The organism is Pseudomonas sp. SCB32, assembly GCF_009189165.1.
GTDB lineage: Bacteria > Pseudomonadota > Gammaproteobacteria > Pseudomonadales > Pseudomonadaceae > Pseudomonas.
Genome location: NZ_CP045118.1, coordinates 2778348 through 2801328 on the forward strand (window position 1 = coordinate 2778348; position 22981 = coordinate 2801328).

The 22981-nt window shown below is 64.8% G+C and carries 23 protein-coding genes and 2 pseudogenes; 17 read left to right on the forward strand and 8 right to left on the reverse strand.

Going from position 1 to position 22981, the window contains the following annotated elements:
* Window positions 1-23 precede the first annotated feature (23 nt).
* From GA645_RS13020 to GA645_RS13030, 3 genes are all read left to right on the forward strand, one after another.
* Complete coding sequence (locus tag GA645_RS13020) at window positions 24-455, forward strand: hypothetical protein (protein WP_152223377.1); 432 nt, start codon at window positions 24-26, stop codon at window positions 453-455.
* Window positions 456-650: 195 nt separating this feature from the next.
* Window positions 651-881, forward strand: a complete 231-nt coding sequence (locus GA645_RS13025; RefSeq protein WP_152223379.1) for a hypothetical protein — start codon at window positions 651-653, stop codon at window positions 879-881.
* Window positions 882-967: 86 nt separating this feature from the next.
* A complete protein-coding gene (locus GA645_RS13030; protein WP_152223381.1) occupies window positions 968-1324 on the forward strand; it encodes a YkgJ family cysteine cluster protein in 357 nt (118 codons plus the stop codon).
* A 35-nt stretch (window positions 1325-1359) separates the two neighbouring features.
* On the opposite strand, the gene GA645_RS13035 is transcribed toward GA645_RS13030, so the two are convergent.
* The 3 genes and pseudogenes from GA645_RS13035 to GA645_RS13045 form a co-directional block, all read right to left on the reverse strand.
* Window positions 1360-2061, reverse strand: a complete 702-nt coding sequence (locus GA645_RS13035; RefSeq protein WP_152223383.1) for a YoaK family protein — start codon at window positions 2059-2061, stop codon at window positions 1360-1362.
* 45 nt (window positions 2062-2106) lie between these two features.
* Window positions 2107-2331, reverse strand: a complete 225-nt coding sequence (locus tag GA645_RS13040; protein WP_152223385.1) for a hypothetical protein — start codon at window positions 2329-2331, stop codon at window positions 2107-2109.
* Between the two features lie 96 nt (window positions 2332-2427).
* Window positions 2428-2781 (reverse strand): annotated as a pseudogene (locus GA645_RS13045) (potassium channel family protein); the annotation flags it as partial.
* 55 nt (window positions 2782-2836) lie between these two features.
* On the opposite strand from GA645_RS13045, the pseudogene GA645_RS13050 reads away from it, so the two are divergent.
* Window positions 2837-3076, forward strand: a pseudogene (locus GA645_RS13050) (transporter); the annotation flags it as partial.
* A 180-nt stretch (window positions 3077-3256) separates the two neighbouring features.
* Here the strand turns inward: GA645_RS13050 and GA645_RS13055 are convergent.
* On the reverse strand, window positions 3257-3736 hold the full coding sequence (locus tag GA645_RS13055) for a nuclear transport factor 2 family protein (protein WP_152223389.1): 480 nt from the start codon (window positions 3734-3736) through the stop codon (window positions 3257-3259).
* Window positions 3737-4041: 305 nt separating this feature from the next.
* Between GA645_RS13055 and GA645_RS13060 the strand changes: the two genes are divergently transcribed.
* Complete coding sequence (locus GA645_RS13060; protein WP_152223392.1) at window positions 4042-4797, forward strand: SDR family NAD(P)-dependent oxidoreductase; 756 nt, start codon at window positions 4042-4044, stop codon at window positions 4795-4797.
* Between the two features lie 14 nt (window positions 4798-4811).
* Complete coding sequence (locus GA645_RS13065) at window positions 4812-5588, forward strand: glucose 1-dehydrogenase (protein WP_152223394.1); 777 nt, start codon at window positions 4812-4814, stop codon at window positions 5586-5588.
* A 504-nt stretch (window positions 5589-6092) separates the two neighbouring features.
* On the opposite strand, the gene GA645_RS13070 is transcribed toward GA645_RS13065, so the two are convergent.
* The 4 genes from GA645_RS13070 to GA645_RS13085 all read right to left on the reverse strand — a co-directional run bounded on the left by GA645_RS13070 (window position 6093) and on the right by GA645_RS13085 (window position 9838).
* Window positions 6093-7022: a malate dehydrogenase gene (locus GA645_RS13070; RefSeq protein ID WP_152223396.1), complete on the reverse strand. Its 930-nt coding sequence runs from the start codon at window positions 7020-7022 to the stop codon at window positions 6093-6095.
* Between the two features lie 155 nt (window positions 7023-7177).
* Entirely contained in the window at window positions 7178-7849 is a 672-nt protein-coding gene (locus GA645_RS13075; protein ID WP_152223398.1) for a MarC family NAAT transporter, read from the reverse strand.
* 81 nt (window positions 7850-7930) lie between these two features.
* Window positions 7931-8608: a DUF3313 domain-containing protein gene (locus tag GA645_RS13080; protein ID WP_152223400.1), complete on the reverse strand. Its 678-nt coding sequence runs from the start codon at window positions 8606-8608 to the stop codon at window positions 7931-7933.
* Window positions 8609-8929: 321 nt separating this feature from the next.
* A complete protein-coding gene (locus GA645_RS13085) occupies window positions 8930-9838 on the reverse strand; it encodes a LysR substrate-binding domain-containing protein (protein WP_152223402.1) in 909 nt (302 codons plus the stop codon).
* Between the two features lie 150 nt (window positions 9839-9988).
* Here GA645_RS13085 and GA645_RS13090 point away from each other — a divergent pair, with 150 nt between their 5' ends.
* The 11 genes from GA645_RS13090 (at window position 9989) to GA645_RS13140 (ending at window position 22980) form a co-directional block, all read left to right on the forward strand.
* Window positions 9989-11287: an FAD-binding oxidoreductase gene (locus GA645_RS13090; protein ID WP_152223404.1), complete on the forward strand. Its 1299-nt coding sequence runs from the start codon at window positions 9989-9991 to the stop codon at window positions 11285-11287.
* Window positions 11288-11340: 53 nt separating this feature from the next.
* Window positions 11341-12447: a polyamine ABC transporter substrate-binding protein gene (locus GA645_RS13095; RefSeq protein ID WP_256676141.1), complete on the forward strand. Its 1107-nt coding sequence runs from the start codon at window positions 11341-11343 to the stop codon at window positions 12445-12447.
* Entirely contained in the window at window positions 12444-13712 is a 1269-nt protein-coding gene (locus GA645_RS13100) for an FAD-binding oxidoreductase (protein ID WP_152223406.1), read from the forward strand. Before GA645_RS13095 ends, GA645_RS13100 begins: the two co-directional genes overlap by 4 nt.
* Before the next feature lie 62 nt (window positions 13713-13774).
* Complete coding sequence (locus GA645_RS13105; RefSeq protein WP_152223408.1) at window positions 13775-14674, forward strand: DMT family transporter; 900 nt, start codon at window positions 13775-13777, stop codon at window positions 14672-14674.
* A gap of 60 nt (window positions 14675-14734) precedes the next feature.
* Window positions 14735-15181 carry a heme-binding protein gene (locus GA645_RS13110; protein WP_152223410.1) on the forward strand — a complete coding sequence of 149 codons (447 nt, stop codon included), beginning with the start codon at window positions 14735-14737 and terminating at the stop codon, window positions 15179-15181.
* Window positions 15182-15266: 85 nt separating this feature from the next.
* The gene (locus GA645_RS13115) at window positions 15267-16223 is read left to right on the forward strand and encodes a Dyp-type peroxidase (RefSeq protein WP_152223412.1); all 957 of its coding nucleotides are present in this window, start codon (window positions 15267-15269) and stop codon (window positions 16221-16223) included.
* A gap of 112 nt (window positions 16224-16335) precedes the next feature.
* Window positions 16336-17688, forward strand: a complete 1353-nt coding sequence (locus GA645_RS13120; RefSeq protein ID WP_152223414.1) for a hypothetical protein — start codon at window positions 16336-16338, stop codon at window positions 17686-17688.
* A gap of 370 nt (window positions 17689-18058) precedes the next feature.
* On the forward strand, window positions 18059-19465 hold the full coding sequence (locus GA645_RS13125) for a DUF2252 domain-containing protein (protein ID WP_152223416.1): 1407 nt from the start codon (window positions 18059-18061) through the stop codon (window positions 19463-19465).
* Entirely contained in the window at window positions 19466-20572 is a 1107-nt protein-coding gene (locus tag GA645_RS13130) for a hypothetical protein (protein WP_152223418.1), read from the forward strand. It begins immediately after the preceding gene.
* Between the two features lie 180 nt (window positions 20573-20752).
* Window positions 20753-22090: a putrescine-ornithine antiporter gene (gene potE / locus GA645_RS13135; RefSeq protein WP_152223420.1), complete on the forward strand. Its 1338-nt coding sequence runs from the start codon at window positions 20753-20755 to the stop codon at window positions 22088-22090.
* The gene (locus GA645_RS13140; RefSeq protein ID WP_152223423.1) at window positions 22087-22980 is read left to right on the forward strand and encodes an amino acid ABC transporter substrate-binding protein; all 894 of its coding nucleotides are present in this window, start codon (window positions 22087-22089) and stop codon (window positions 22978-22980) included. The genes potE and GA645_RS13140 overlap by 4 nt, the downstream gene beginning before the upstream one ends.
* The last annotated feature ends 1 nt before the right edge of the window (window position 22981 follow it).

Here is a 22981-nt window from a genome sequence, read left to right on the forward strand (position 1 = left end):
GTGATCTCCAGGGAGGAGCGGCAATGGTTCATGGATACAACCTGGCGCTGATCATGGCCGCAGCGCTGGATGCACTGGCCGCTGCGCTGCACATCGGCGTCGTGATCGTCGGGCCGCGCTGGTATCGACTCTTTGGAGCGGGCGAGCGCATGGCTCGCGCCGCCGAAGCCGGCAGGCTGTACCCGGCGGTGATCACCCTCGGCATCGCCCTGGTCCTGTTCGCCTGGGCAGGCTACGCACTCTCCGGCGCTGCGGTAATCGGCCCTTTGCCATTGCTGCGCCCGGCTCTAGTCGCGATCACACTGGTGTACCTGTTCCGGGGCATCGCCGGCCCCTACCTGCTGCACGGTACTGGCCGGAGCCGGCAATTCATCATCCTCAGCTCGGCTATTTGCCTGGGCGTTGCGCTCACCCATCTGCTGGGGCTGCTCCAGGTATGGAGCCGGCTGGGCTAGGTGCTGGGTCGGTAGCTGCGGCCTGTCGGGCATTTCGCCTCGGATAGCTCCAACGCTGCGGGTGCACGGTGTTATCATGTAACGCTAACGGAGAATGTTTGAACAGGCGGGCCGATATGCAGGCCTGTGCCGATTCCGTGTCGAACAGAATCGGCGGCAATCTTGAGCAAGTGCGGACTTAGCGTGGTGATTTGAGTGAAGCGCAATGATGTAAAAGCCCGGAATGCCGCGGGCATATCCTTTGATACCCACGTGATCGCCAACCCGACCAATACCCGAGAGTGGATCGTGTTCTTCAAGAAGGACGCGGGGCGCAGCTTTTTCCTCGTGGACGAGAGCGAGCAGGTCGAGTCGTTCGCGCAGCTGGATAGCCTGATCGGCGAGTTGCGCGAGCTGGGCATCAAGAACGTGGAAATCCATCTCTGATCCGCAGAGTCATCCAGAGGCACCGCCATGTCCAATCAGCATCGATTTCCGCAAATGATCAACAGCGGCATGGGATGGGCACTCCAGTGAGTTGTTCGACCGGCCGGAAGATCGACCATCTGCGCCGGCAGATCCCGAATTTCGCCTGCGTGCCGGGTTGCCACGACTGCTGCGGGCCGGTGACCGCGTCCTCTGAGGAAATGTCGCGCCTGCCGGTGAAGAGCGATGCCGAGCATGAGGCCGCGCTCGCGCACTGGAACTGCGTGCACCTGGGGCCCCAGGGCTGCGAGGTGTACGACGAGCGTCCGCTGATCTGCCGGTTGTTCGGCACCACCCCGAGCCTGCCATGCCCGCGCGGCCGTGGGCCGGAAATCGCAATCGATGAGCAGGTCGAGCGCCAGGTGCATGAGTTGATCGCGACGACCCGGCAGGTGCTGGTCTAGCGGGTAGGGCGCTACGACAGCGGCGCCCCCTGGCGCTAGCGGGTCATGTAGCCGAGCTGCCAGGAGCGCGGGACGAAGTAGACGATCACCGCCAGCGCGCAGGCCAGCGCTCCGCTCATGGCCATCGCCGCCATCCCCAGGTGATGTTCCAGGAACGCGCCCAGCGCACCGCCCAGCAGCATGCCGCTCCAGGGCACGAGCTGCACCCGCCAGCCATCATGGCGTTCCCCCAGTAGCCAGCGCCCGAGGCCACGGCCGAAACGGGACAGGGCACCGGTTACGTAGGTGAGGCCGATGGGCATGCCATTCACCTGCTCCACAACCGCGTTCAGCATCCCCATCGCGACGATTGCCGCAACGAAGGCGGGGAGGGTCTGCGCCTCGGGCCAGAGTGCGGCGAGCCCGAGCAGTGCTGCGACGACCATCAGCAGCGGCGTGGCCCGCCGCTTGAACCAGCGGGCCAGGACAACGCCCAGGGCGTTGCCGGCAACGAAGCACAGCACTGCCAGCGACAGTCGCCACAGGCTCGTCAGGTCGTGGTCATTCACGGCGACGGCAAGCCGGGTGGTGTTGCCGCTCATGAAGGACACGAAGTCGCCAGTGGCCAGAAAGCCGATCGCATCGGTCATCCCCGCCAGCACGGACAACCCCGCGACGAGCCCCAGCCCGACACGCCCACGCAGGAGGTGGAGCCGCGATCGTTTGGCGCTGCGGGGCGTCGGAGCATGAGGAAGCATGGAGATACCGCCTGGTTGGATGAGGCTATGACTAGGGGGAGGGGATCAGCCTTGCGCGGTGGGCACTTCGTCTTCGCTGATGCAGTGCTCGATTTCGGTCACCTTGCGCAACGCCAGGTCGGCGTTGGGATAGGCGCCAAACATGCGCCCCTGGTAGAAGACCACCCAGACGAAGCCTGACGGCTCCATATCCGGGAGCCCTTTGAGCCGCGACTGGAATCGGTCGGGCAAATCGTCGATGTGCATCTGTGCCATACCGCGCAGGATCATGGCGGGTCACCTCCATTTCGCTCGGCGGTATTTTCGATCCGCGCTGACGGTTGGGCAATACGACGGAAGTTTGTCCCGGACCATGATGGCGGGCGGTCACTGGGACGCCGGTGACGGATAGAGGCCGGCCAGACGCGCGATGAGGACGCCCACGTAGAAGACGCCGGTGAACTCTTCGATCATCACCAGCGAGCGGGCGTGATTGGTCAGCGGCACGATGTCGCCATACCCGGTGGTGGTGAGGGTGGTGAAGCTGAAGTAGATCAGCTTGAAGAAGGTCCCGGTCTGGGTGAAGTCCAGACGGGTGGGGCCGAACGAGCCGGGAAAAGTCATCTCGACCTGGGCATGGATGAAGGACCAGGCGAAGGCCAGCATGATGTAGCCGGCCAGCGCGCCGTGCAGCTTGTCCGCGGTGATCTGCCCGCGCCTGAGTACATAGCGAAGCACGCCGCCGCTCGGCCAATACGATTCGAGCAGGCTGATCAATCTCGGCAACAATCGCTGGTTGTTCAAGCCGGAACTGGGCATCTCCAAGCGCCTGGGCGCCGTGACCCTGGAGTTGTCCGGGGCGGGCACCTTCTTCACGGACAATGACGACTTCTACGGCCACCGGGAGCTTTCCCAGAATCCGATCTACCAGGTGCAGGGACATCTGATCCATGCCTTTGCCAATAACGTCTGGGCGGCGTTGGATGCGACGTACTTCGCGGGTGGGAGCACGTCAATCGATGGCGTAGGCAACCACGACTTCCAGGAAAACACCCGCTACGGCGCCACCCTCGCATTGCCGTTAAGCCGACAACATTCGCTGAAGCTGTATGCGAGCAATGGTGCGCATAAGCTACGAGCAAGCGTCCCGGTAGGGGCGCCTTCTGCCACTATTTCTCGCAGCCGCCCCCGAGCGGACCACTGCCGGGTGCCTGAATCAACCTGGCACGCCGAACCAGCTCTTGACCACGCGCATGGTCGGTGGAATGGGCGTGGTGACGGTATCGAGGACGCGGCGGTAGCCGGTCGACAGGATGAGCCAGGCGCCGTCGCGCTTGACGTATTCGTCCTGGTAAAGCGCCGTGCCCTGGACCATCCAGTCGTCATCGAGGTTGATCACCTGATCTTCCAGGTACCACACGCCACGGGCGCGATCGGGGGCGATCAGCTCGATCTCGGGATGGTGTCCCTGGTGCTTGGACAGCAAGGTCGGACGGTCCATCAGCTGCCTCAGCCCGGCGATGAAGGCGTCGCGGCCGACGAAGGCGTATGTGCCACTGTCCAGCTGGGTCGTGACGTCCTCGGCGAGGCAGGCGGCGAACAGTGCCCAATCATGGGTATCGATGGCGCGGAAGTAGCGGTACTTGAGTTGGCGGATCTGTTCGATCTCCAGAAGGGCTTCGAGGGGCTCGATCATCTGCCTGGCTCCGGCGGCTATGGGGGGAGCAAAGAGCGTGTCAGTGTGCCATCGACAGCTCATCGTCCAAGGGGACTAGCCCTAGTCCGATCGGCCGATTCCCACCCTTGCGAACGATGCAAGTCTGCTCCCTGCCTGCCTCACCGCAGGTCGAGCTGCAAGGCTCGTGGCATGCCCGAGGACATCCCCCAACCGACGCACCGAGCAATCCACGTCAGGCAACGTCACCGCCGCCCCTTCGGTGACCTTCGGCTAACGCGGGCAACGCCGCCTCCACACAACAATAAGGAAAGGAGAAATCACCCATGAACATGCTGCAAGGCAAGGTGGCGCTGGTCACCGGTGGCGGTCAGGGCGTGGGCCAGGGCATTGCCTTCGCCCTCGCCGCCGAGGGCGCCAGGGTCGCCGTCGCGGGCCGCACCCGCGCCACACTGGAACAGACCGTGGAAGAAATCCGCAAGCGGGGCGGCGAAGCGCTGGCGGTAGAGTGTGACGTGATGAGCGCAGCCGATCTCGATCGCAGCGTGGCCCAGGTGGTGGAAGCCTTCGGCGGCCTCGATATCCTGGTCAACAACGCGCAGATCGTGCCGCTGGGGCGCATCCTCGACGTCAGCGACGAGGAGTTCATGAAGGGCATCGATTCGGGCCCTATTGCCACCCTGCGCCTGATGCGCGCCTGCTACCCGCACCTCAAAGGCAATGGATCGATCGTCAACCTGGCTTCTTCCGCCTCCGTACGCTGGGATGCCTCTGGCTACGGCCACTACGCCGCCACCAAGGAAGCCATCCGCTCCCTGAGCCGCGCGGCCGCCTGCGAATGGGGCGTGGACGGCATCCGCGTCAACGTCATCGCCCCTCATGCCCTGTCACCGGGACTGCGCGGCTGGGTGGATGCCCATCCGGCGGAGGCCGAGGCGTTCTTCCAGAGCATTCCGCTGCGGCGGGTCGGCGACTGCGAAGCGGATATCGGCCGCACCGTGGCCTTCCTGGTCAGCGACAACGCCCGCTACCTGACCGGCGCCACCATCCCGCTGGATGGCGGCCAAGCCTACTGGGGTTGAACAAGGAGTCTTTCATGCAACGTCTGGCAAACAAGATCGCCATCATCACCGGAGGCGCCCGCGGCATGGGTGCCGAAACCGCGCGCCTGTTCGTCTCCGAAGGCGCCCGCGTGGTCATCGCCGACCTCCTCGAACAGGAAGGCGCGGCCCTGGCCGTCGAGCTGGGTGAAGCGGCCAGCTTCCAGCGCCTGGACGTCAGCTGCGAGGAAAACTGGCAGCGCGTGGTACAGGCCACCCTGGAACGTCACGGACGAATCGATGTGCTGGTGAACAACGCTGCCGTACTGGTGTTCGGTGCCATCGAAGAACTGTCCAAGGCGGAGTTCGAACGGGCGCTGTCGATCAACCTGACCGGCACCTTCCTCGGCATCCACAGCGTGGCGCCGATCATGCGCGAACAAGGCCGTGGCGCTATCGTCAATATTTCCTCGGTGGATGGCCTGCGAGGCGTCAATGCCCTGGCCGCCTACGTATCGAGCAAATGGGGCGTGCGCGGCCTGACCAAGGTCGCGGCACTGGAGCTCGGCCCACACGGCGTGCGGGTCAACTCGGTGCATCCGGGCGGCGTCGATACGCTGATGTCCAACCCCACCGGCGCCGCGCGCGACGAACTGGCCGGGCAGTACCGCACGGTGCCGCAGCAGCGCATCGGCGCACCGGAAGAGATAGCCCGCGCCACGCTGTTCCTCGCCAGTGACGAGGCCAGCTACTGCAACGGCAGCGAACTGTCGGTGGATGGTGGCGTAGCGGCGGGCGCTTATTATCCGGGCTTGCCGGGTTCGCCGATCTAGGCCGGAGCGGGCGGTCCTGTCCCTAAGACTGCCCGCACTGTTTTTCACCTGGGGCCACTGCGTTTCATGGGCCCGACAGCTCAGTACTCCACGTCCTTCGGCGATGGCTGTGCCTCGCGCAGCTCGGCCCTGATTGCAGCATGGACAATCGCTACCGTGGCAGCATGCACCATCCAGCCGTGGCTCAAAATTAGCCGCGGCGAGCGTGGTCGCTTTGTCCGTAACCATGAGGTGCCAGGCTGGCTGCAGGCGCATGATCAACGTCCGCTACTGGCCGATAGTTGCCGCCAACCAGCGGCAACTTCCGCCCCAAGCGGCCACTCACGAACAGCCGCATCCGGCCAGAAGGGACGTTCAGAGGAGAGACATTGAATCTGTCCTCTTTCCCGACAGGCCCAGGGCGGGTGCGCAAGCGGGGCGCAGTGAACCTCTGGGCGCTTCGGCTGGATTTCGGCTACGCCTTGCCCAGGACAGGTTCACGCTCGCGCCGTCATGTACGCCTGTTCACAAGGCATTCATTTCAGCAATATCGCGCGCCACCTGATCTGCAGAGTGGTCGAACATCGCCTGCTCCTGCGCATCCAGCGACATCTCGATCACCCGCACGAGCCCCTCGTCTGAGAGTACACAGGGGACACCCATGGCAATCCCTGTTCGCCCGTACTCGCCCTCGAGAATCGCGACCGCCGGCAAAATGCGGTTTCGCCCATTGGCGATAGCGTCCACCATCTGTGCAATTGCCACGCCCGGCGCGTCGCAGGCGCTCCCCAGCTTCTTCAAGCCCAGAATCTCGCCGCCACCCTTGCGTGTGCGCTCTACGATCCGCTCTATCTGCTCACTGGACAGGAAGTGAGACAGTGGCACCGAACCGACCGCGCAGTATCGCATCAGCGGCACCATGCTATCGCCATGCCCGCCCAGGACCAGCGCGGTGATATCCCGAGTAGAAAACCCTGTCTCCTCGGCAATGAAGCACTTCATGCGCGCTGTATCGAGCACGCCCGCCTGCCCGAAGACCCTGTTGCGTCCCAGCCCACTAAGGCTGCAAGCCCGATAGGTCAGCACGTCGACCGGGTTCGATACCACCAACACCGTCGCCGCCGGAGCATGACGATTGATATCGAGCATGATGCTGTCGAGGATCGGCAGATTGATACTCAATACATCCTGGCGCGACTGACCAGGCTTGCGGGGAACTCCCGCCGTAATCACCACCAGGTCAGAGCCTTGCAGCAATTCGGCATTGGACCCGCCGTAAACCCGGGTGTCTGACCCCGACTCGACTGCCGCCTGCCAGATGTCCAGCGCCTTGCCCTTTGCCAACTCACCCTGCACATCAATCAACGCCAACTCACGACAGAGTTCATCCAGGGCGATGATCTGAGCCGCCGCCTCACCGACTATACCGGCACCCACAATTGATAGTTTGTTCACCTCACACCTCCGCGCGGTGCGGGCCACGAGCAATACGCGCACCTTTGCAGATAAGTATTAGCCGCTAACGCAAAAAGGCCACACGGAGGTGACCGAAGTCGTCACGGATGGACAGTCCTGGCCGAAGCCGGACGCGTGACGCATGAGAAGAAGTACTAGGGCTGGGCGAGGTGCGCGTTGCTGGTGATGACGCCTTGCACGATTTCCACCGCTCCGTTGATGGCGAACTGAACGCCCATGCAGACGAGCAGGAAACCCATCAGGCGGGATATGGCATCGATGCCGGATGCGCCTGTCGCTTTCATGATCCAGTCCGAGGCGCGCAGGCAGATCCAGAGCGTCAGTGCCGATGACAGGAAAATCAGTGGCGGGGCGGTCAGCAGGACCCACTGCGGAAAGCTCGTGCTGTGTTTGATCGTGGCGGAGGAGCTGATGATCATCGCGATGGTGCCAGGGCCGGCGGTGCTGGGCATGGCGAGCGGGATGAAGGCGAAACTGGCGCGTTCGGCATTGCCTTCCTGCGGGGCCGTGGACGGGATGGGTTGGGGGAACAGCATCCTGCCGCCGATGATGCAGAGGATTCCGCCCCCGGCGATCCGCAAGCCGGGGATGGAGATGTTGAAGACATCCATGATGAATTCACCGATGTAGTAGGTGAAGGTCATGATGAGGAAGACGTAGAACGCGGTCAGGAGTGCCTGTCTGTTCTTTTCTTCGCGGCTGAATCCTTGGGAAAGCGCCAGGAACAGCGCGACGGTCGTCGGCGGGTTGATCAAGGGAAGTATTGCCAGAAGACCGAGAACGATAGCGTCGAACAGACTGCTCATATCCGGGGGTCCTTGTCATGTTCCGGATGTTCTCCGCGGCTTGGACGCCGCGGATTTTCGCTCATGCCAGTGGGGGGCGGGCTACTTGCTGAGCATGATGCTCAGGTCGCTGTTCACTTCCTTGATGGCCTGCTTGAAGTCGTCGGCGGTAATGGCCTCCTTGTCGTTCTCGAGCGTCTTGCCGAAGATCTTGCGCACCACATAGACCATGGGTTTGCCGGTCGCGACGTCGGTGATGCTGGCCTCGACATAGAGCTCGGTATTCTGGTCCCGATGTCCGGTGGCGGCGGATGTGGCGCCGACGATCGCGGCGATGGGAACCACTTCGTACCACTTCATGCCTTCGTTGGAGGCACTGACGCCGGTAATGGCGGCCTTCACCTGCATGGCGCGCTGGCCGGCGGGGACGGCCTGCCGGGTGGGAACTACCTTGTACTGCAGGGCGATCGTCTGCTTCGCGGTGGAGCTGGCGTAGTTCTGCAGGTCCTGCAGGGTCTTCTGGTTCACCCGCTCATTCGGTTTTGGCGCCGGGTACAACACCAGTTTGTCGAAAACGACCGTGCTATAGGAGCGCGGCTTGAAGTCCGGAGACACCCAGCGCATCACTGGATGTCCACTGGGCGACGTCGCTTCCTGGAGCCCCGAATAGTTGGGCAGGAAGCCGGAGTACTGCTCTTTTTCCGTAACTTGCGAAACACAGCCGGTGATAAGGACGCTGCTGAAGATGGCGCAAAGTAGCGTTTTATCAAATCTGCTCATGATGGGTTTCCTTGCCGACGTTAGGGCGCATTGGGAGCTGGATTTCACGTTTCGATGGGTGAACTTTCCGTTGGCGTCCGATGCCGCGACAAAGGGCGCCTGAAGCAATTACCGGGTGTCATGTCTTCGATTCGAATTGCAGTATTGGCCTGTGTGAAAAGTAGTGCGAAGAAGTTTAGGCGTGATTTTGCCCGCAGCCACTGTGGGGATTTTCTTCAGCAACCGAATCGAACGGATTCGGTTAAGGCCGCTCCCGAGCTGGGCAGCCTTCTGGCGTTCGACGGCGTGTTTTCCCGATAGCGCTGCGCGCGGTCCGGCCCTTCAACGGTCGAGGCTGTTGCGTTGCTGCTCGAACCAGTCCAGCACGGCCTGGCACGCCGGGTGCGCGGCGCCGCTGTCGCGCAGCCAGAGGGCGTAGCGGCCGCCGGTCTTCAAGGCTTCGCCAAAGGGCACGATGAGGTCGCCGCGCTGCAGGGCATCGTGGGCGAGCATGCGATCGGTCATGGCCACGCCCAGGCCTCGGGTGGCGGCATCCAGCGCCAGGTCGTCGAGGTTGAACAGGATGTGCTTGAACTGCGTGGGCGGCGCGTCGGCCTGCGCGCGCAGCCACTGCGGCCATTCCAGGCGGCCGGTGGAGGCGTGGATCAGCGCATGCCGGGCCAGTTCCTCCAGCGAGCGTGGCGGCTCCTGGCCATCGTCCAGACGCGGGGCGCACACCGGGATCAGGTATTCGTCGTAGAGCGGCATGAGCGTGCGGCCCTGTGGGTCGCTGCCGCTGGGAAGATAGAGCACGTAGGCATCGCAGTCACCGCCATCGTCCACCACTTCGCCACCCACGGTCTCGATGGACAGGCATAGCTCCGGGTGCTGGGTGTAGAAGGAGCTCAGGCGCGGCAGCAGCCAGCGCACCGCCAGCGACACGAAGGTGCGGATGCGGAAGGGGCGGTCCTGCGAGGCGGGGGCCAGGCGCTCTTCCAGGCGCAGCAACTGCTTGAGCATGCCCTGGGCCACCGTGTACACCTCACGGCCGGCATCGGTCAGGGCGACCTTGCGGCTGGTGCGGTCGAACAGCGGCACCCGGTAGTGCTCCTCCAATTGCTGTACCTGCCGGCTGATGGCGCTCTGGGTCAGGTGCAGCTGCCGCGCCGCCTCGGTGAAGCTGCCGGCCTCGGCGACCTGCACCAGTGCCTGGAGTGCCTGCAGGGAGGGAACGCGAAGCAATCTGTCCATACGGGTGATCCATGCAAATCCGGAATGGAAGGATGAAAAATGAGCGTTGGCGCAACTCGCGCAACTGCCCGTAGATTCTGGCCATAACGCGCCATCGGGGAGAATCGCTTAGATACCCTCAGCGCATGGATTGTGAAGGAGTACCAGGCAATGAACAATCACTGTGGCTGGATCGCCCAGGCGGGCGAATTGCCAGCCCGAGCGCAACTTGTCGGTACCCAGCGGGCGGACTGGCTGATCATCGGTGGCGGCATCACCGGCCTGTCCGCCGCGCACACCCTGGCCCGGCGTTTTCCGCAGCAGCGTATCGTTCTGCTGGAGCGCCAGCGCATCGCCCAAGGCGCTTCCGCGCGCAATTCCGGCTTCGTGGTCGCCCATGAGCTGCCGTCGCCCGCCGAGCGGCTCGGCCAGCCGGGACACGGCGCTTACCAGGTGGCTTCGCGTATCGGCGTCAGCGCTGCGCAGGAAGTCCGCCAGCGCATCGCCGAACTGGGCATCGACTGCGAGCTGAATGACGACGGCTACCATTTCGCCGCGCACCGCCCCGAGCACCTGGAGGACATCGACAACATCCTCGCAAGCCTGGCATCGGTCGGCGCGACCGCGCGCTATTTCGAGGGCGCCGCCCTGGAACAGCGACTCGGCAGCGCCTTCTATGCGCGGGCCATCCATTGCACCGGCGGCAATGCGCTGCTGCAGCCGGCCCGCTATGTGCGGGGTCTGGCCGAGGGCCTGCCGGCATCTGTGGACGTCTACGAGCAGAGCGCCGTGACCGACCTGAGCCGCAGCGGCCAGGGCTGGACGGCGCGCACCGCGCAAGGCGAGGTGCACGCTCCGCAAGTATTGGTGTGCCTCGGGGCTTTCATCGCCCGCGCCGGGGTGCGCAACAGCGGAGCCTTCCCGCTGGAGCTCAGCGCCAGCATCACCCGCCCGCTGGACGAGCCGCGTTGGCAGTCGCTGTTCGGCGAGCGCCAATGGGGCGTGCTCGCGCCGCTGCCGGGCGGTGGCACCGTGCGCCTGCTGCCGGGGCGGCGGCTGCTGATCCGCAACACCGTCGAATATCGCCATCGCGACCTCGGCGCTGGTGCCCTGGCGGAGCGTCAGCGCCGCCACCTGGCGGGCCTGCAGAAGCGCTTCCCCGGCATCGTTGCGGACGACATCGCCTACACCTGGACCGGCCACCTGAGCGGCACCCGCTCGGGCGAACCCTACTTCGCCCGCGTCGACCGGGGCCTGCATGCCGTGGCCGGCTGCAACGGTTCGGGCGTGGCGCGCGGCACCCTGTGGGGTCGCCTGCTGGTGGAAATGGCGGCGGGCGACAGTTCGCCCGTGCTCGCCGATGTGCTGGCCCAGGCCAGCCCCGGCTACCTGCCACCCAGCCCGTTCTTCGATATCGGCGCCTCGCTGCGCATGGCCTGGGAAGTGCGCCGCGCGCGCGCCGAGGCTTGATCCATCCCTTTACCCCCGCACGACAACCCATAAAGACAAGAAACGAGGGCAGCATGATCAACCGTTCCATGACTCTGGCCAGTCTCACCCTGACGGGCCTCACCCTGGCCTCTGCGGCCGGCACCGTCCAGGCGGCGCAGACCGTCACCATCGCCAACTGGAGCAGCTACATCGCCGACGACACGCTGGCCAATTTCACCCAGCAGACCGGTATCCAGACCACCTACGACCTGGTGGACAGCAACGAGACCACCGAAGCCAAGCTGATGACCGGCGTCAGTGGCTACGACCTGGCCAGCCCGTCCAACCACTTCCTGCCGCGCCTGATCAAGGCGGGTGCCATCCAGGAGCTGGACAAGAGCAAGCTGCCGCACTGGAATAACCTCGATCCGAAGCTGATGAAGATCCTCGAGGTCAGCGACCCGGGCAACCGCTACGCCATTCCCTATCTCTGGGTGACCGTGGGCATCGGCTACAACGAGGACAAGATCAAGGCCATCTTCGGCAACACCGACGTCACTAAGAGCTGGCAGTTGCTGTTCGATCCGAAGAACCTCTCGAAGCTCGCCCAGTGCGGCGTGGCGGTGATCGACAACTCCACGCAGATGGTGCCCATTACCCTCAAGGTGCTGGGCCGCGACCCGGCCAGCCAGAACCCTGACGACTTCAAGGCGGCCGAAGCGGCGCTGCAGGCCATCCGCCCCTCGATCAGCTACTTCCACCAGTCCAAGTACGTCAGCGACCTGGCCAACGGCAACATCTGCCTGGCCATCGGCTTCAGCGGCGACGTGCTGCAGGCCATGACCACCGCCAGGCAGGCCGGCAACGGCGTGAAGATCGGCTACAGCCTGCCGCGCGAGGGCACCACCATCGCCGTGGACACCGTGGTCATCCCCAAAGGCGCGCCGCACCTGGACAACGCCTACGCCTACATGGACTACCTGTTGCAGCCGAAAGTGATCGCCAACATCAGCAACGCCGTGCAATACCCCAACGGCAACGCCGCGGCCAGCCAGTACGTGGACGCGGAGCTGCGCAGCAACCCCGCCGTCTATCCGCCGCAGGAAGTGCTCGACACCCTGTTCCCGATCAAGACCTTGTCCCCGGCTGGCATGCGCATGAACACCCGCCTGTGGACCCGTGTGAAGAGCGGTCAATGAGCCAGTCCATCGCCCCGCGCCGCCACGCCCTGGTGGTTGGCGCCGGCGTGGTCGGCCTGGCCACCGCGCTGCAACTGCAACGCCGCGACTTCCAGGTGACGCTGCTGGACCGCAACCCGCCGGGCCTGGCCACGTCTTTCGGTAACGCCTGCACCTTCGCCACCTACTCGGTGGAGCCGGTGGCCACGCCGGGCATCTGGCGCAAGGCGCCGGGCATGCTGCTGCGTCCGGACAGCCCGCTGGCCATCCGCCCGGCCTACCTGCCGCGCATCGCGCCCTGGCTGTGGCGGTTCCTCGCGGCCTCGCGACGTAACCGCGTGGAAGCCATCGGGCACGACCTCAACACGCTGCTGCGCCCGTGCATGGACGCCTGGCAGGGACTGTTCGACGAGGCGGGCGCCAACGATCTGATCTGCCATGACGGCTCGCTGTACGTGTTCGAGGCCCATGAGCGCGGCGATGCCGAAGCCATGGTGGATTACCACCGGCGCTACGAGGTGCCCATCCGCCTGGTGGAAGGACCGGAGCTGCGCGAGCTGGAGCCGGCGCTCAACAGCCGCGCCAGTTGTGCGGTGGAGCTGCCCGGCGTCAGCCGCACCCTCGACCCGTACGCCCTGAGCCTGCGCCTGTTCGATCGCTTCCTGGCGCGCGGTGGCGAGTTCCGCCGGGGCGAACTGCTGGGCATCGAGCCGGCCGGGGCAGGGCGGGACGCGGTACAGGCGCAGCTGGTAACCGGTGAACGCCTGGAAGCCGACCGCCTGGCACTGTGCACCGGCGCCTGGTCGCGCCGCCTGGTGGATCAGTTGGGGGATGCCGTCCCGCAGGACACCGAGCGCGGTTATCACGTGCTGTTCGGCCACGCCGGACAGGTGTTGAACCGTCCGGTCTGCTGGGGGGCAGGGGGCTTCTACATGACGCCCATGGCCCAGGGCCTGCGCGTGGCCGGCACGGTGGAGTTCGCCGGGCTGGAGGCATTGCCGAGCCCCGCACGCTATCGCTACCTCACCCGTGGCGCGCGGCGCTTCCTGCGTCTGCAGCACGAGCCGGTATCGCAATGGATGGGCTTCCGCTCCTCAGTGCCCGACAGCAAGCCGGTGCTCGGCCCGTCACGGCGGCTGCCGCAGGTGTTCTACAACTTCGGCCACGGCCATGTGGGCCTGACGCTGGGCGCCATCACCGGCCAGCTGCTCGCCGAGCAGGCCAGCGGCGCGCCCACCAGCGTGCCGTTGCAACCCTTCCTGGCGAGCCGCTTCAGCCAGGGATAGGACGCACGGCGCCGCGCCCTTCGGCGCCATTCCACTCACCGTATCGAGCAGGAGAACTCGACATGCCCCAGCTGACCCTCGTTGCCCCCCGCAGCCACGCCTTGCGAAGCGTGGGCCTGATGCTGTTGTCGATGTTCTGTTTTGCCGTGGTGGATGCCCTCGCCAAGACCGTGGCGATGAAGTACCCGGCCAACGAAGTGACCTTCTTCCGCATGGCCTTCGGTGTGCTTCCGGCCTTTCTCCTGTGCCTGCGCGGGCAGCCGCTGGCGCAGCGCTTGCGGCATCTCGACGTGCGCGGCCAGACCATCCGCGCGGTGACCCTGCTCGGTGCCTCGGCCCTGTTCTTCGCCGGCCTGCCTTACATGGCGCTGAGCGAGGCGATCTCCATCGCCTATTCCGAAGCGCTGCTGGTCATCGTGCTGGCGCCGCTGCTGCTGCGCGAACGCCTGCTGCCGCGCAATGCCCTGGCGGCGCTGCTCGGCTTCACGGGCGTGCTGATGGTGGTGAAACCCGATGGCACCGAGGCCAGTCTGCTGGGGCCGTCGCTGCTGCTGGCCAGTGCCTTCCTCGGCGCGCTGTCGATGATCCAGATCCGCCGCATCCGCGAGACGGACGACTCCACCACCACGGTCCTGTACTTCACCGTGCTGGGCGCGCTGGTCACCGGCGCGAGCCTGGCGTTCTCCTGGCGCACGCCGACCTTGCCGGACCTGGGGCTGATGCTCGCCCTGGGCCTGCTCGCCACCCTGGGCCAGCTGCTGTTCACCATCGCCGTGCGGCGGGCTCACGCCGCCACGCTGGCGCCCTATACCTACACCAGCATCATCTGGGCGAGCCTGTTCGGCTATGTGATCTGGGGCGAAGTCCTCAGCCTGCTGTCGCTCGTCGGCATCCTCCTCATCGTCGGCAGCGCGCTGGCGGTGGCGGTGCTGGACCAGCCACCGGAAGGCTCGGTGGTTTGACTTTCCTGCCTATGCGCCCTGAAGCCCGAGCGTTGGCGCGAACCCACAAGAGACTCTGCAATGCACCAGAAAGCCGTACTCGACCAACTCGACGTCAGCCGAATCCTCGCGGCCGCCACGCAGGAAGCCCAGCGCCAGGGCTGGGCTGTCTCAATCGCGGTGGCCGATGACGGCGGGCATCCCCTGGCGCTGCTGCGTCTGGATGGCTGTGCCCAGGCCAGCGCCTACATCGCCACGGAAAAGGCGCGCAGCGCGGCGATCGGCCGGCGTGAAACCCGGGAGTACGAGGCGATGGTCAACGGCGGTCGCACCGCGTTTCTCAGCGTAGCGATGCTGACCGCCCTCGAAGGCGGCGTCCCGATCCTGGTGGATGGGCAGGTCGTCGGTGCGGTGGGGGTTTCCGGTGTCAGGGCGGATCAGGATGCACTGGTGGCCCAGGCGGGAGTGGCCGGGCTTTGGCGCGAACCGGACCGATTGAAACCGACGGCGGCGGGCGTGGCCCACTGACCGACGGATTGTTTTGCAGCGAGCGCCAGCCTTCGCAAGCCGCCAACTCTGATAGGCTCAAGCAGATCCATTCCGAGGGTGGCCCATGGAAAACGAGCGCAACAATTCCCCCGTACCCCAGGCAGTCGACAGCCCGATCACCCGTTGCGCGATCTTTCTCGTCGCCACCCTGGCGCCGGGCCAGGCGCATCGGGACACCCTGCGCTCACTGTGCGCAGACGTCGCCGCGCTGGTCCGTTCGGTTGGCAAGCGTGTACCGGCCGGCAACCTGTCCTGCGTAGTGGGTTTCGGCGCCCAGGCCTGGGATGCCCTGTTCGGCGCGCCACGGCCGGCATCCCTCCATGTGTTTCGCGAAATCGATGGCGGCGAGCGTGTCGCCGTGTCCACGCCGGGCGACCTGTTGCTGCACATCCGTGCCGAGCACATGGACCTCTGCTTCGAACTGGCCACGCAACTGCTGGCGCGGCTGGGTGACGCCGTCACCGTGGTCGACGAAGTCCACGGCTTCCGTTATTTCGACATGCGCAGCATGATCGGCTTCGTCGATGGCACCGAGAACCCGGTGGGCCGCGAGGCGGCACACTTCACCCTCATCGGTGACGGAGACCCGGACTTCGCCGGCGGCAGCTACGTGCTGGTGCAGAAGTACCTGCATGACATGGCGGGCTGGAACCAGCTTTCCACCGAAGCCCAGGAGCGCATCATCGGGCGCACCAAGCTGTCGGACATCGAGCTGGATGATTCGGTCAAGCCGAGCTGTTCCCACAGCTCGCTGACCACCCTGGAGAAGAGCGGCCAGGAGGTGAAGATCCTGCGCGACAACATGCCGTTCGGCCGTCCCGGGGCAGGGGAGTTCGGCACCTATTTCATCGGCTATGCGCGCTCGCCGGAGCCGATAGAGGAAATGCTCGCGAACATGTTCATCGGCCGCCCGCCGGGCAATTACGACCGCCTGCTGGACTACAGCAAGGCGGTGACGGGGAGCCTGTTCTTCGTGCCGTCGGCCGATCTTCTGGAGGCGCTGGCCGACAAGGCGCCGTAACAGGTAATCCACTCGAAGGTCGGGAAGGTTTCCGGGACTGCGCTTCTGACGGAGCGATGCGGCTCCGGTCATCGGCCTTTCAAGGATTCATCCATGACAGGGATTCAGTCTGATGAGTTGGCAACGAACAGCATGGCGCTGGCTTCGGCCTGTCTTCTTCATGGGGGCAGTCTTGCTGCCGGCCCTGGTTCTAGCTGTGATCAGCCTTGGCGCACTGTATGCGGGCAGGTTTGGCGTGTTTGTCAGCGCAGCGGCGTGGCTGGGAACGCTCGGGCTCGTCCGGGCAGGGCTCAATCGGCCCGCCGACGTTGACTGGCATCCAAGGTTGGCGACAGCCGCTCTGCTGATGTCGGGCCTGCTTGCCGTTGCACCGCTGTTGCTCTGGGCATTACTGGAGCCGTTGGGCGGCACGCTGGTGGTTCTGGCCGTTACCGCAGGCCCCATCTTATCGGCCCTGCACTATGTCTGGCAGGCGGGTCGAGTCTCCACTGCCGGAGAGCGGCGAGTTCTTGCAGCGGTCCTGATTGGCATGGCGGCCGTGCCTGTGATGGTGTATCTGGTCAAGCCAAGTCCTCCCCGGCAGGTCATCCATGAATCGGCGCGCACTGACGAAATCACCTTGGTAGTCGATGCGGACGCCGGGCTGGAAAAAGAGAGCATGGGGCTGCTTTACATCGCCAAATTGCCCTACCGGAGAATCAACTTTGCCGGTCGCGCGTACACGCCGATAGCACCCAGGGCGCAAGTTTCGGTTCCCTGGGATGGTACTCCGTCGCGTTATGTAGTCACGGAGCGCGTGCGAAAGAATCCCCGCAGCGATTGGTGGCCCATTCAGGTGATCTGGACCTTGCGTGACCAGCAGACTGGCAAGGTCATGGCGCGGCGCGAGCTGTGGCGCAACGGCTCGAACGAGTGGTCGAACGATACCCCACGTGGCTGGCAGGGCGATCATGCCGCCAGGTTTGTCCAGGAAGTTCTGCAACCGTCCCGAACGTGGCCTGGGAACATTCATAGGTATCCGCTTGTAAATGCCCGCATCGAGAGGGTGGCGGCGGAAGGGCTTACGTGGGAGGACACCAAAGACAGGGTCTCCGGGTGCAACGGACGAGTGGAGTCTGTCGGCAAGGGAGCCGACTCCTACGTACAGTCGGTTGACCCTGACTGGAGATTCAAACCTGAAACTTCGGTCGATCGGGTGTTCTGCATTGGCCCGGATATCTATGTCGTTTCAGGTAGTTTCACGAGGGATTTCGATATCGATAAACTGGGCTCGGACGGTTACCCGGTCGACCAGTTTCAAATCTATGTGCGAGAAGGGTCGACCTCGGAGGACTATTTCTTCCGATATATTTCGTCGTTTTCCGCCGGGCCGAACGGGGTGAGCATGCTGGTCGACTTCATTTCACCTCGGAACCCTGGGCCTTTGCGCCGCGCCGACCTGACTCTGAAGATCAGTACCGAGTAAAAGGGATCTGACTGGAGGCAGGGTTCATTTCCCACCGTTGGGTGGACTGCGATGAGTCGCAGTCGCCGCGAGGTGCATTCGGGTTGCCGCATTCCCAATGTGCCCAGCAGTATCGGCGGGATTACTGGGTGGCGGGTCAGGGCGCGACGTTGTCGGAGGTTCAGTCTCTACACCAACGCGCATCGTCGTTTGGCTTGCCTGAACTTAATGTGATTCGTCTTCAGTACCCCGTGGGAAATTGATCTAGCTTGAATGGAGGGGAGCCGGTGATGCAGTCGTGAGCCGGTACTTTCGGCTCCACGAGCACCGGGCGAAGTCGCGAATCGCGCCATCGCCCCATTGTCCCTGACGCATGGGTGACGACAGCAACATGGCCTCCAACAAGAACGCTTCTACCAAGAAATCCAGCAAGACCGAATCCGCAGCACATTTCCTTTCCCGCGAGGAGCGCCTGGCCAACGGACAGCGTCTGCGCACCCAGATTCCCCGTGAAGCGCACGCCAAATGGAAATCGCCCGGCCGGCAGCGCGACGTCATCGCCATCCTGGAAAAGTCCAACCGCGACCGGCTCAAGGAGCTGGTGCCGATCCGCTACGGGCGCATGCTGCGCAGCCCCTTCACCTTCCTGCGCGGCTCGGCCGCGTTGATGGCCCATGACCTGTCCAGCACCGCGCACATCGGTGTGAACGTGCAGGCCTGTGGCGACTGCCACCTGCTCAACTTCGGCCTGTTCGCCACCCCCGAGCGCAACCTGGTCTTCGACCTCAACGATTTCGACGAAACCCTGCCCGCGCCCTGGGAATGGGACATCAAACGCCTGGCGGCGAGCTTCGCCGTGGCGGCGCGTGAAGGCGGGCTGTCCGATGCCCGGGCGCGAGATGTGGTCATCACCTGTGCGCGCGCCTACCGCGAGAACCTGCGCGTCTACTCGAAGATGAGTCCGCTGGAAGTCTGGTATTCGCGCCTGGATACCGAGGCGCTGCTGGCGATGGCGCCGGACGCCAAGGCGCGCAAGTACCGCCAGCAGCTGTTCGACCGCGCCCGCGAGCGGGTGATGGAAAGCGCCTTCCCGAAGATCGCCGAGCTGGTCGCCGGGCAGCCGCGCATCATCGACCAGCCGCCGATCATCTATCACGTCGCCGAAGACAACTTCATGCAACGCGTGCTGCACAGTCTGGCCGACTACCGACGCAGCCTCACCGATGATCGCCGGGTGCTCTTCGATCGTTACCGCGTGGTCGATGCGGCGCTGAAGGTGGTCGGCATCGGCAGTGTCGGCACCCGCTGTTTCATCGCGCTGCTGTTCTCCGAGGAGAACCATCCGCTGATCCTGCAGTTCAAGGAGTCCTGCCGTTCCGTGCTCGAGCCCTACGCCGGCAAGAGCCAGTACCAGCACCAGGGGCAGCGGGTGGTGATGGGGCAGCGCCTGATGCAGTCCTCCAGCGACATTTTCCTGGGCTGGATGCGCAGTCCGGGTGGACGCGACTATTTCGTCCGGCAACTGCGCGACATGAAGCTGTCGGTGCCGGTCGAGGGCGACATCAGCGCGCCGCAACTGGAGCGCTACGCTGACATTTGCGGCCTGACCCTGGCGCGCGCCCATGCCAAGTCCGGTGATTCCGCGACCATCAGCGGCTACCTGGGCAAGGGTGATGCCTTCGACGAGGCGCTGGGGGACTTCGCCTTGCTCTATGCCGACCAGACCGAGCGCGATCACGGGCTTCTGGTCAAGGCTGCCCGCGCCGGGCGCGTGAACGTACTGATCGAGGAGGCGTAGATGGCGCCACCGAAGGCTTGCCGGATCAAGCGTTGCGGGTGGCGCTGGCCGGCAGGTGGCTTGGCCGCGCTTGTGCTGCTGGGCGGCTGCAGCCATCTCGGCCCCGGAACCGTCACCGTGGACCGCTTCGACTACAGCTCGGCGGTGGCCGATTCCTGGAAGCAGCAGACCCTGCTGAACATCGTCAAGTTGCGCTATGTCGACATGCCGGTGTTCGTCGACGTGGCTTCCATCGTTGCCGGCTACTCTCTGGAAACCGGGGGCAGCCTGGGCGGGCAGGTCTCCTCGGCGGACGCGGTGCAGGGCAACAGCGTGCTACTGGGTGCCACCAGCAAGTATACCGACCGCCCGACCATCACCTACGTGCCCTTGACCGGGGAGCGCTTCCTCGCGGGCCTGGTGGCCCCCATCGACCCAAAGAAGATCTTCGGCCTGCTGCAATCGGGTTACGCGGCGGACTTCATCCTCGGCCTGACGGTGGACTCGCTGAACGGCGTACGCAACCGCTCGGCGGTGGCCGGCACGGTGCGCGAGGCCGATCCCGAATTCCTCCAGGCCCTGAAGCTGCTGCGGGAAGTCCAGGCCGCCGGCGCCGTCGGCATGCGCGTGGAGGAGGACAAGAGCAAGGGCCAGATCGCTGTGCTGTTCATGCGCCGCAACGACATCACGCCGGATATCCAGGCCAAGCAGAAGGAACTGCGCGGGCTGCTGCACATGCCGGAGGATCGCCAGCAGTTCGTGCTGCGTTATTCGCCGGTGCGCGGCGAGGCGGATGAGCTGGCCGTCAGCAGCCGCTCGTTGCTGCAGATCCTGACGGCGTTTTCCAGCTACGTCGACGTTCCCCAGGAACACCTCGATGACCACAGCGCGCTGCCGGCGTTCGTGGACGGCAAGGGGAGCGGCGCCAAGCCGCAGATCCACATTCGCAGCGGCAAGGACAAACCCCAGCAGGCCTACGTCGCGGTGTACTACCACGGCTACTGGTACTGGATCGAGGACAGCGACCTGGCGGCCAAGCGCGCGCTCGGTGCGGTGATGCTGTTCTTCACACTGGCCGATACCAGCGGCAATGAGAAAGCTCCAGTGATCACGATTCCCGCGCAGTAGGGATTCGTTGAAGTGAGCGGTGCGAGGGTGGCTCTCCAGAGTCGTGAACGTCGCTGATCGGCATGGGTTCTTGTCATGAAAAGTGCTGTTGGCGGCAGTAAATTCTGTAGCGCGGGTGAAAGCGGTAACAACGGACTGTTTCTATCTTCTGGCGATCTCATCGATTAAAAGGGCCCTCAAATGGAAGCCTCTGGCAAGAAAATGACGCTGACCGGGCTGACCACCCTGGTGGCGGTAAACATGATGGGGTCGGGCATCATCATGCTGCCGACCAGCATGGCGCAGCTGGGGGCGATCTCGCTGCTGTCATGGGCCGTTACCGCCGTCGGGTCGATGGCCATCGCCTACTGCTTCGCCCAATGCGGCATCTACTGTACGCGCTCGGGCGGGATGTCGGCGTATACCGAGGAAGCCCACGGCAAGTCGGCCTTCTTCCTCTGCTCGTATCTCTACTTCCTGTCGCTGGCCATCGGCAACGTGGCCATCGCCATCTCGGCGGTGGGCTACCTGACGCCCTTCATCCCCTGGCTCGGTACCGGCGCGATGCCGCTGTTCATCGGTTCGGTGGCGCTGATCTGGCTGACCACCCTGGCCAACTTCGGAGGCCCCAAGGTGACCGGGCAGATTGGCTCGCTCACCGTCTGGGGAGTGATCATTCCCGTGGCGGGGCTGTCGGTGATCGGCTGGTTCTGGTTCGACCGGCAGGTGTTCGACGCGGCCTGGAACCCCAACGGAATCGCCACGCACGAGGCCATTACCCAGAGCATTCCGCTGACCCTCTGGGCCTTCCTCGGCATGGAGTCGGCAGCGCAGAACTCCGATGCCGTGGAAAATCCCAAGCGCAACGTGCCGCTGGCCTGCCTGCTGGGCACCCTGGGCGCGGCGGTGGTCTACGTGCTGTCCACCTCGGTGATCATGGGCATCGTGCCGAACGCCGAGCTGGCCAACTCCAGCGCGCCCTTCGCCTATGTCTACGCGAAGATGTTCAACCCGGTGATAGGCAACATCATTATGGGGCTGGCGGTGATGGCCTGCGTCGGTTCGCTGCTGGGCTGGCAGTTCACCCTGGCGCAGACCGCCAAGGTCACCGCCGACCAGCGCATGTTCCCCAAGCTGTACAGCCGCGTCACCCTGATCGGCGCGCCCATCGCCGGGCTGGTGGCGAACGCGGCGCTGCAAAGCGCCATGGCGGTGTCCACCATTTCCCCCAATGCCTCCGAGCAGTTCGGCAAGCTGGTCAGCCTGGCGGCGGTGACCAACATCGTGCCCTACATCACCGCGCTCTCGGCGCTGCTGGTGATCATGCAGAAGGCCGGCGTGGTCGGCTATCCGCGCTACCGCAACGTCATCGCGCTGCTGATCGCCATGGTCTACAGCTTCTACGCGCTCTATGCCTCGGGCATGGAGGCGGTGTTCGGCGGCATGATCGTCACGGCGGTGGGCTACCTGATGTTCGGCTACATCGCCGACCGGCTCCTCGAACCGCAGTCGCCCAGCAGCGCGGAGGGTCGGCCATGAAGCGCATGCTCCCTCGCGTTGCCGTCCTGCTGGCGGCCATGCTGCCGCTGCTGGCGCCGGCCCAGACCCTGGAACGCATCCGCAGCAGCGGCACCCTGACCCTGGGCTACCTGCCGGATCTTCCGCCGTTCTCGATCACCGAAGGCGAGGGCGCTTCCGGCTACGGAATCGATCTGTGCCAGAAGGTGGCGGCGCAGCTCAGGACCCAGCCGGGCCTGGAACAGATGAAGGTGCGCTTCGTGCCGCTGGCGTCGGACAAGGCGCTGGACGTGGTGCATGACGGCGGTGTCGACCTGTTCTGCAGCCCGATGGTGGAAACCCTGACGCTGCGCCAGAGCCTGGACTTCTCCCTGCCGGTGTACACCGCCGGACTGGGCGTGGTGGTGCGCAAGGATGCCCCGCCGTTCCTGCTCAAGGCGCTCAATGGCGAAGTGGAGCAGAGTGGCCCGACCTGGCGCGCCACGCTCAATCGCGGCCTGGCGGCGTACAGCTTTGCGGTCCAGGGCGGCACGGCGGTGGAAACCTGGGCCCATGAGCGGATGCGCCTGCTCAAGGTACTGGTCACCCTACGGACCGTGGCCAGCCCGGCTGAGGGTGTCGATCAGGTCGCGGGCGGCAAGGTCGATGCGTTCTTCGCCGATCAGATGACCCTGCGCAGCCTGGTGGCGCGCCAAGGGGCCAGTGCCAAGCTGATGGTGCTCAGCCGCCGCTTCGAATTCGCGCCGGTGGCCCTGGCCATGGCGCGGGGTGACGAGGACTTCCGCCTGCAGGTGGATACGGCGCTGAGCCAGGTCTATCGCTCGGGCGCCATCGGGCCGCTCTACGGCAAGTACTTCGGTGCGCCCAGCGAGCTGGACCAGACCTTGTTCAAGATCTATTCGCGTCCATAGA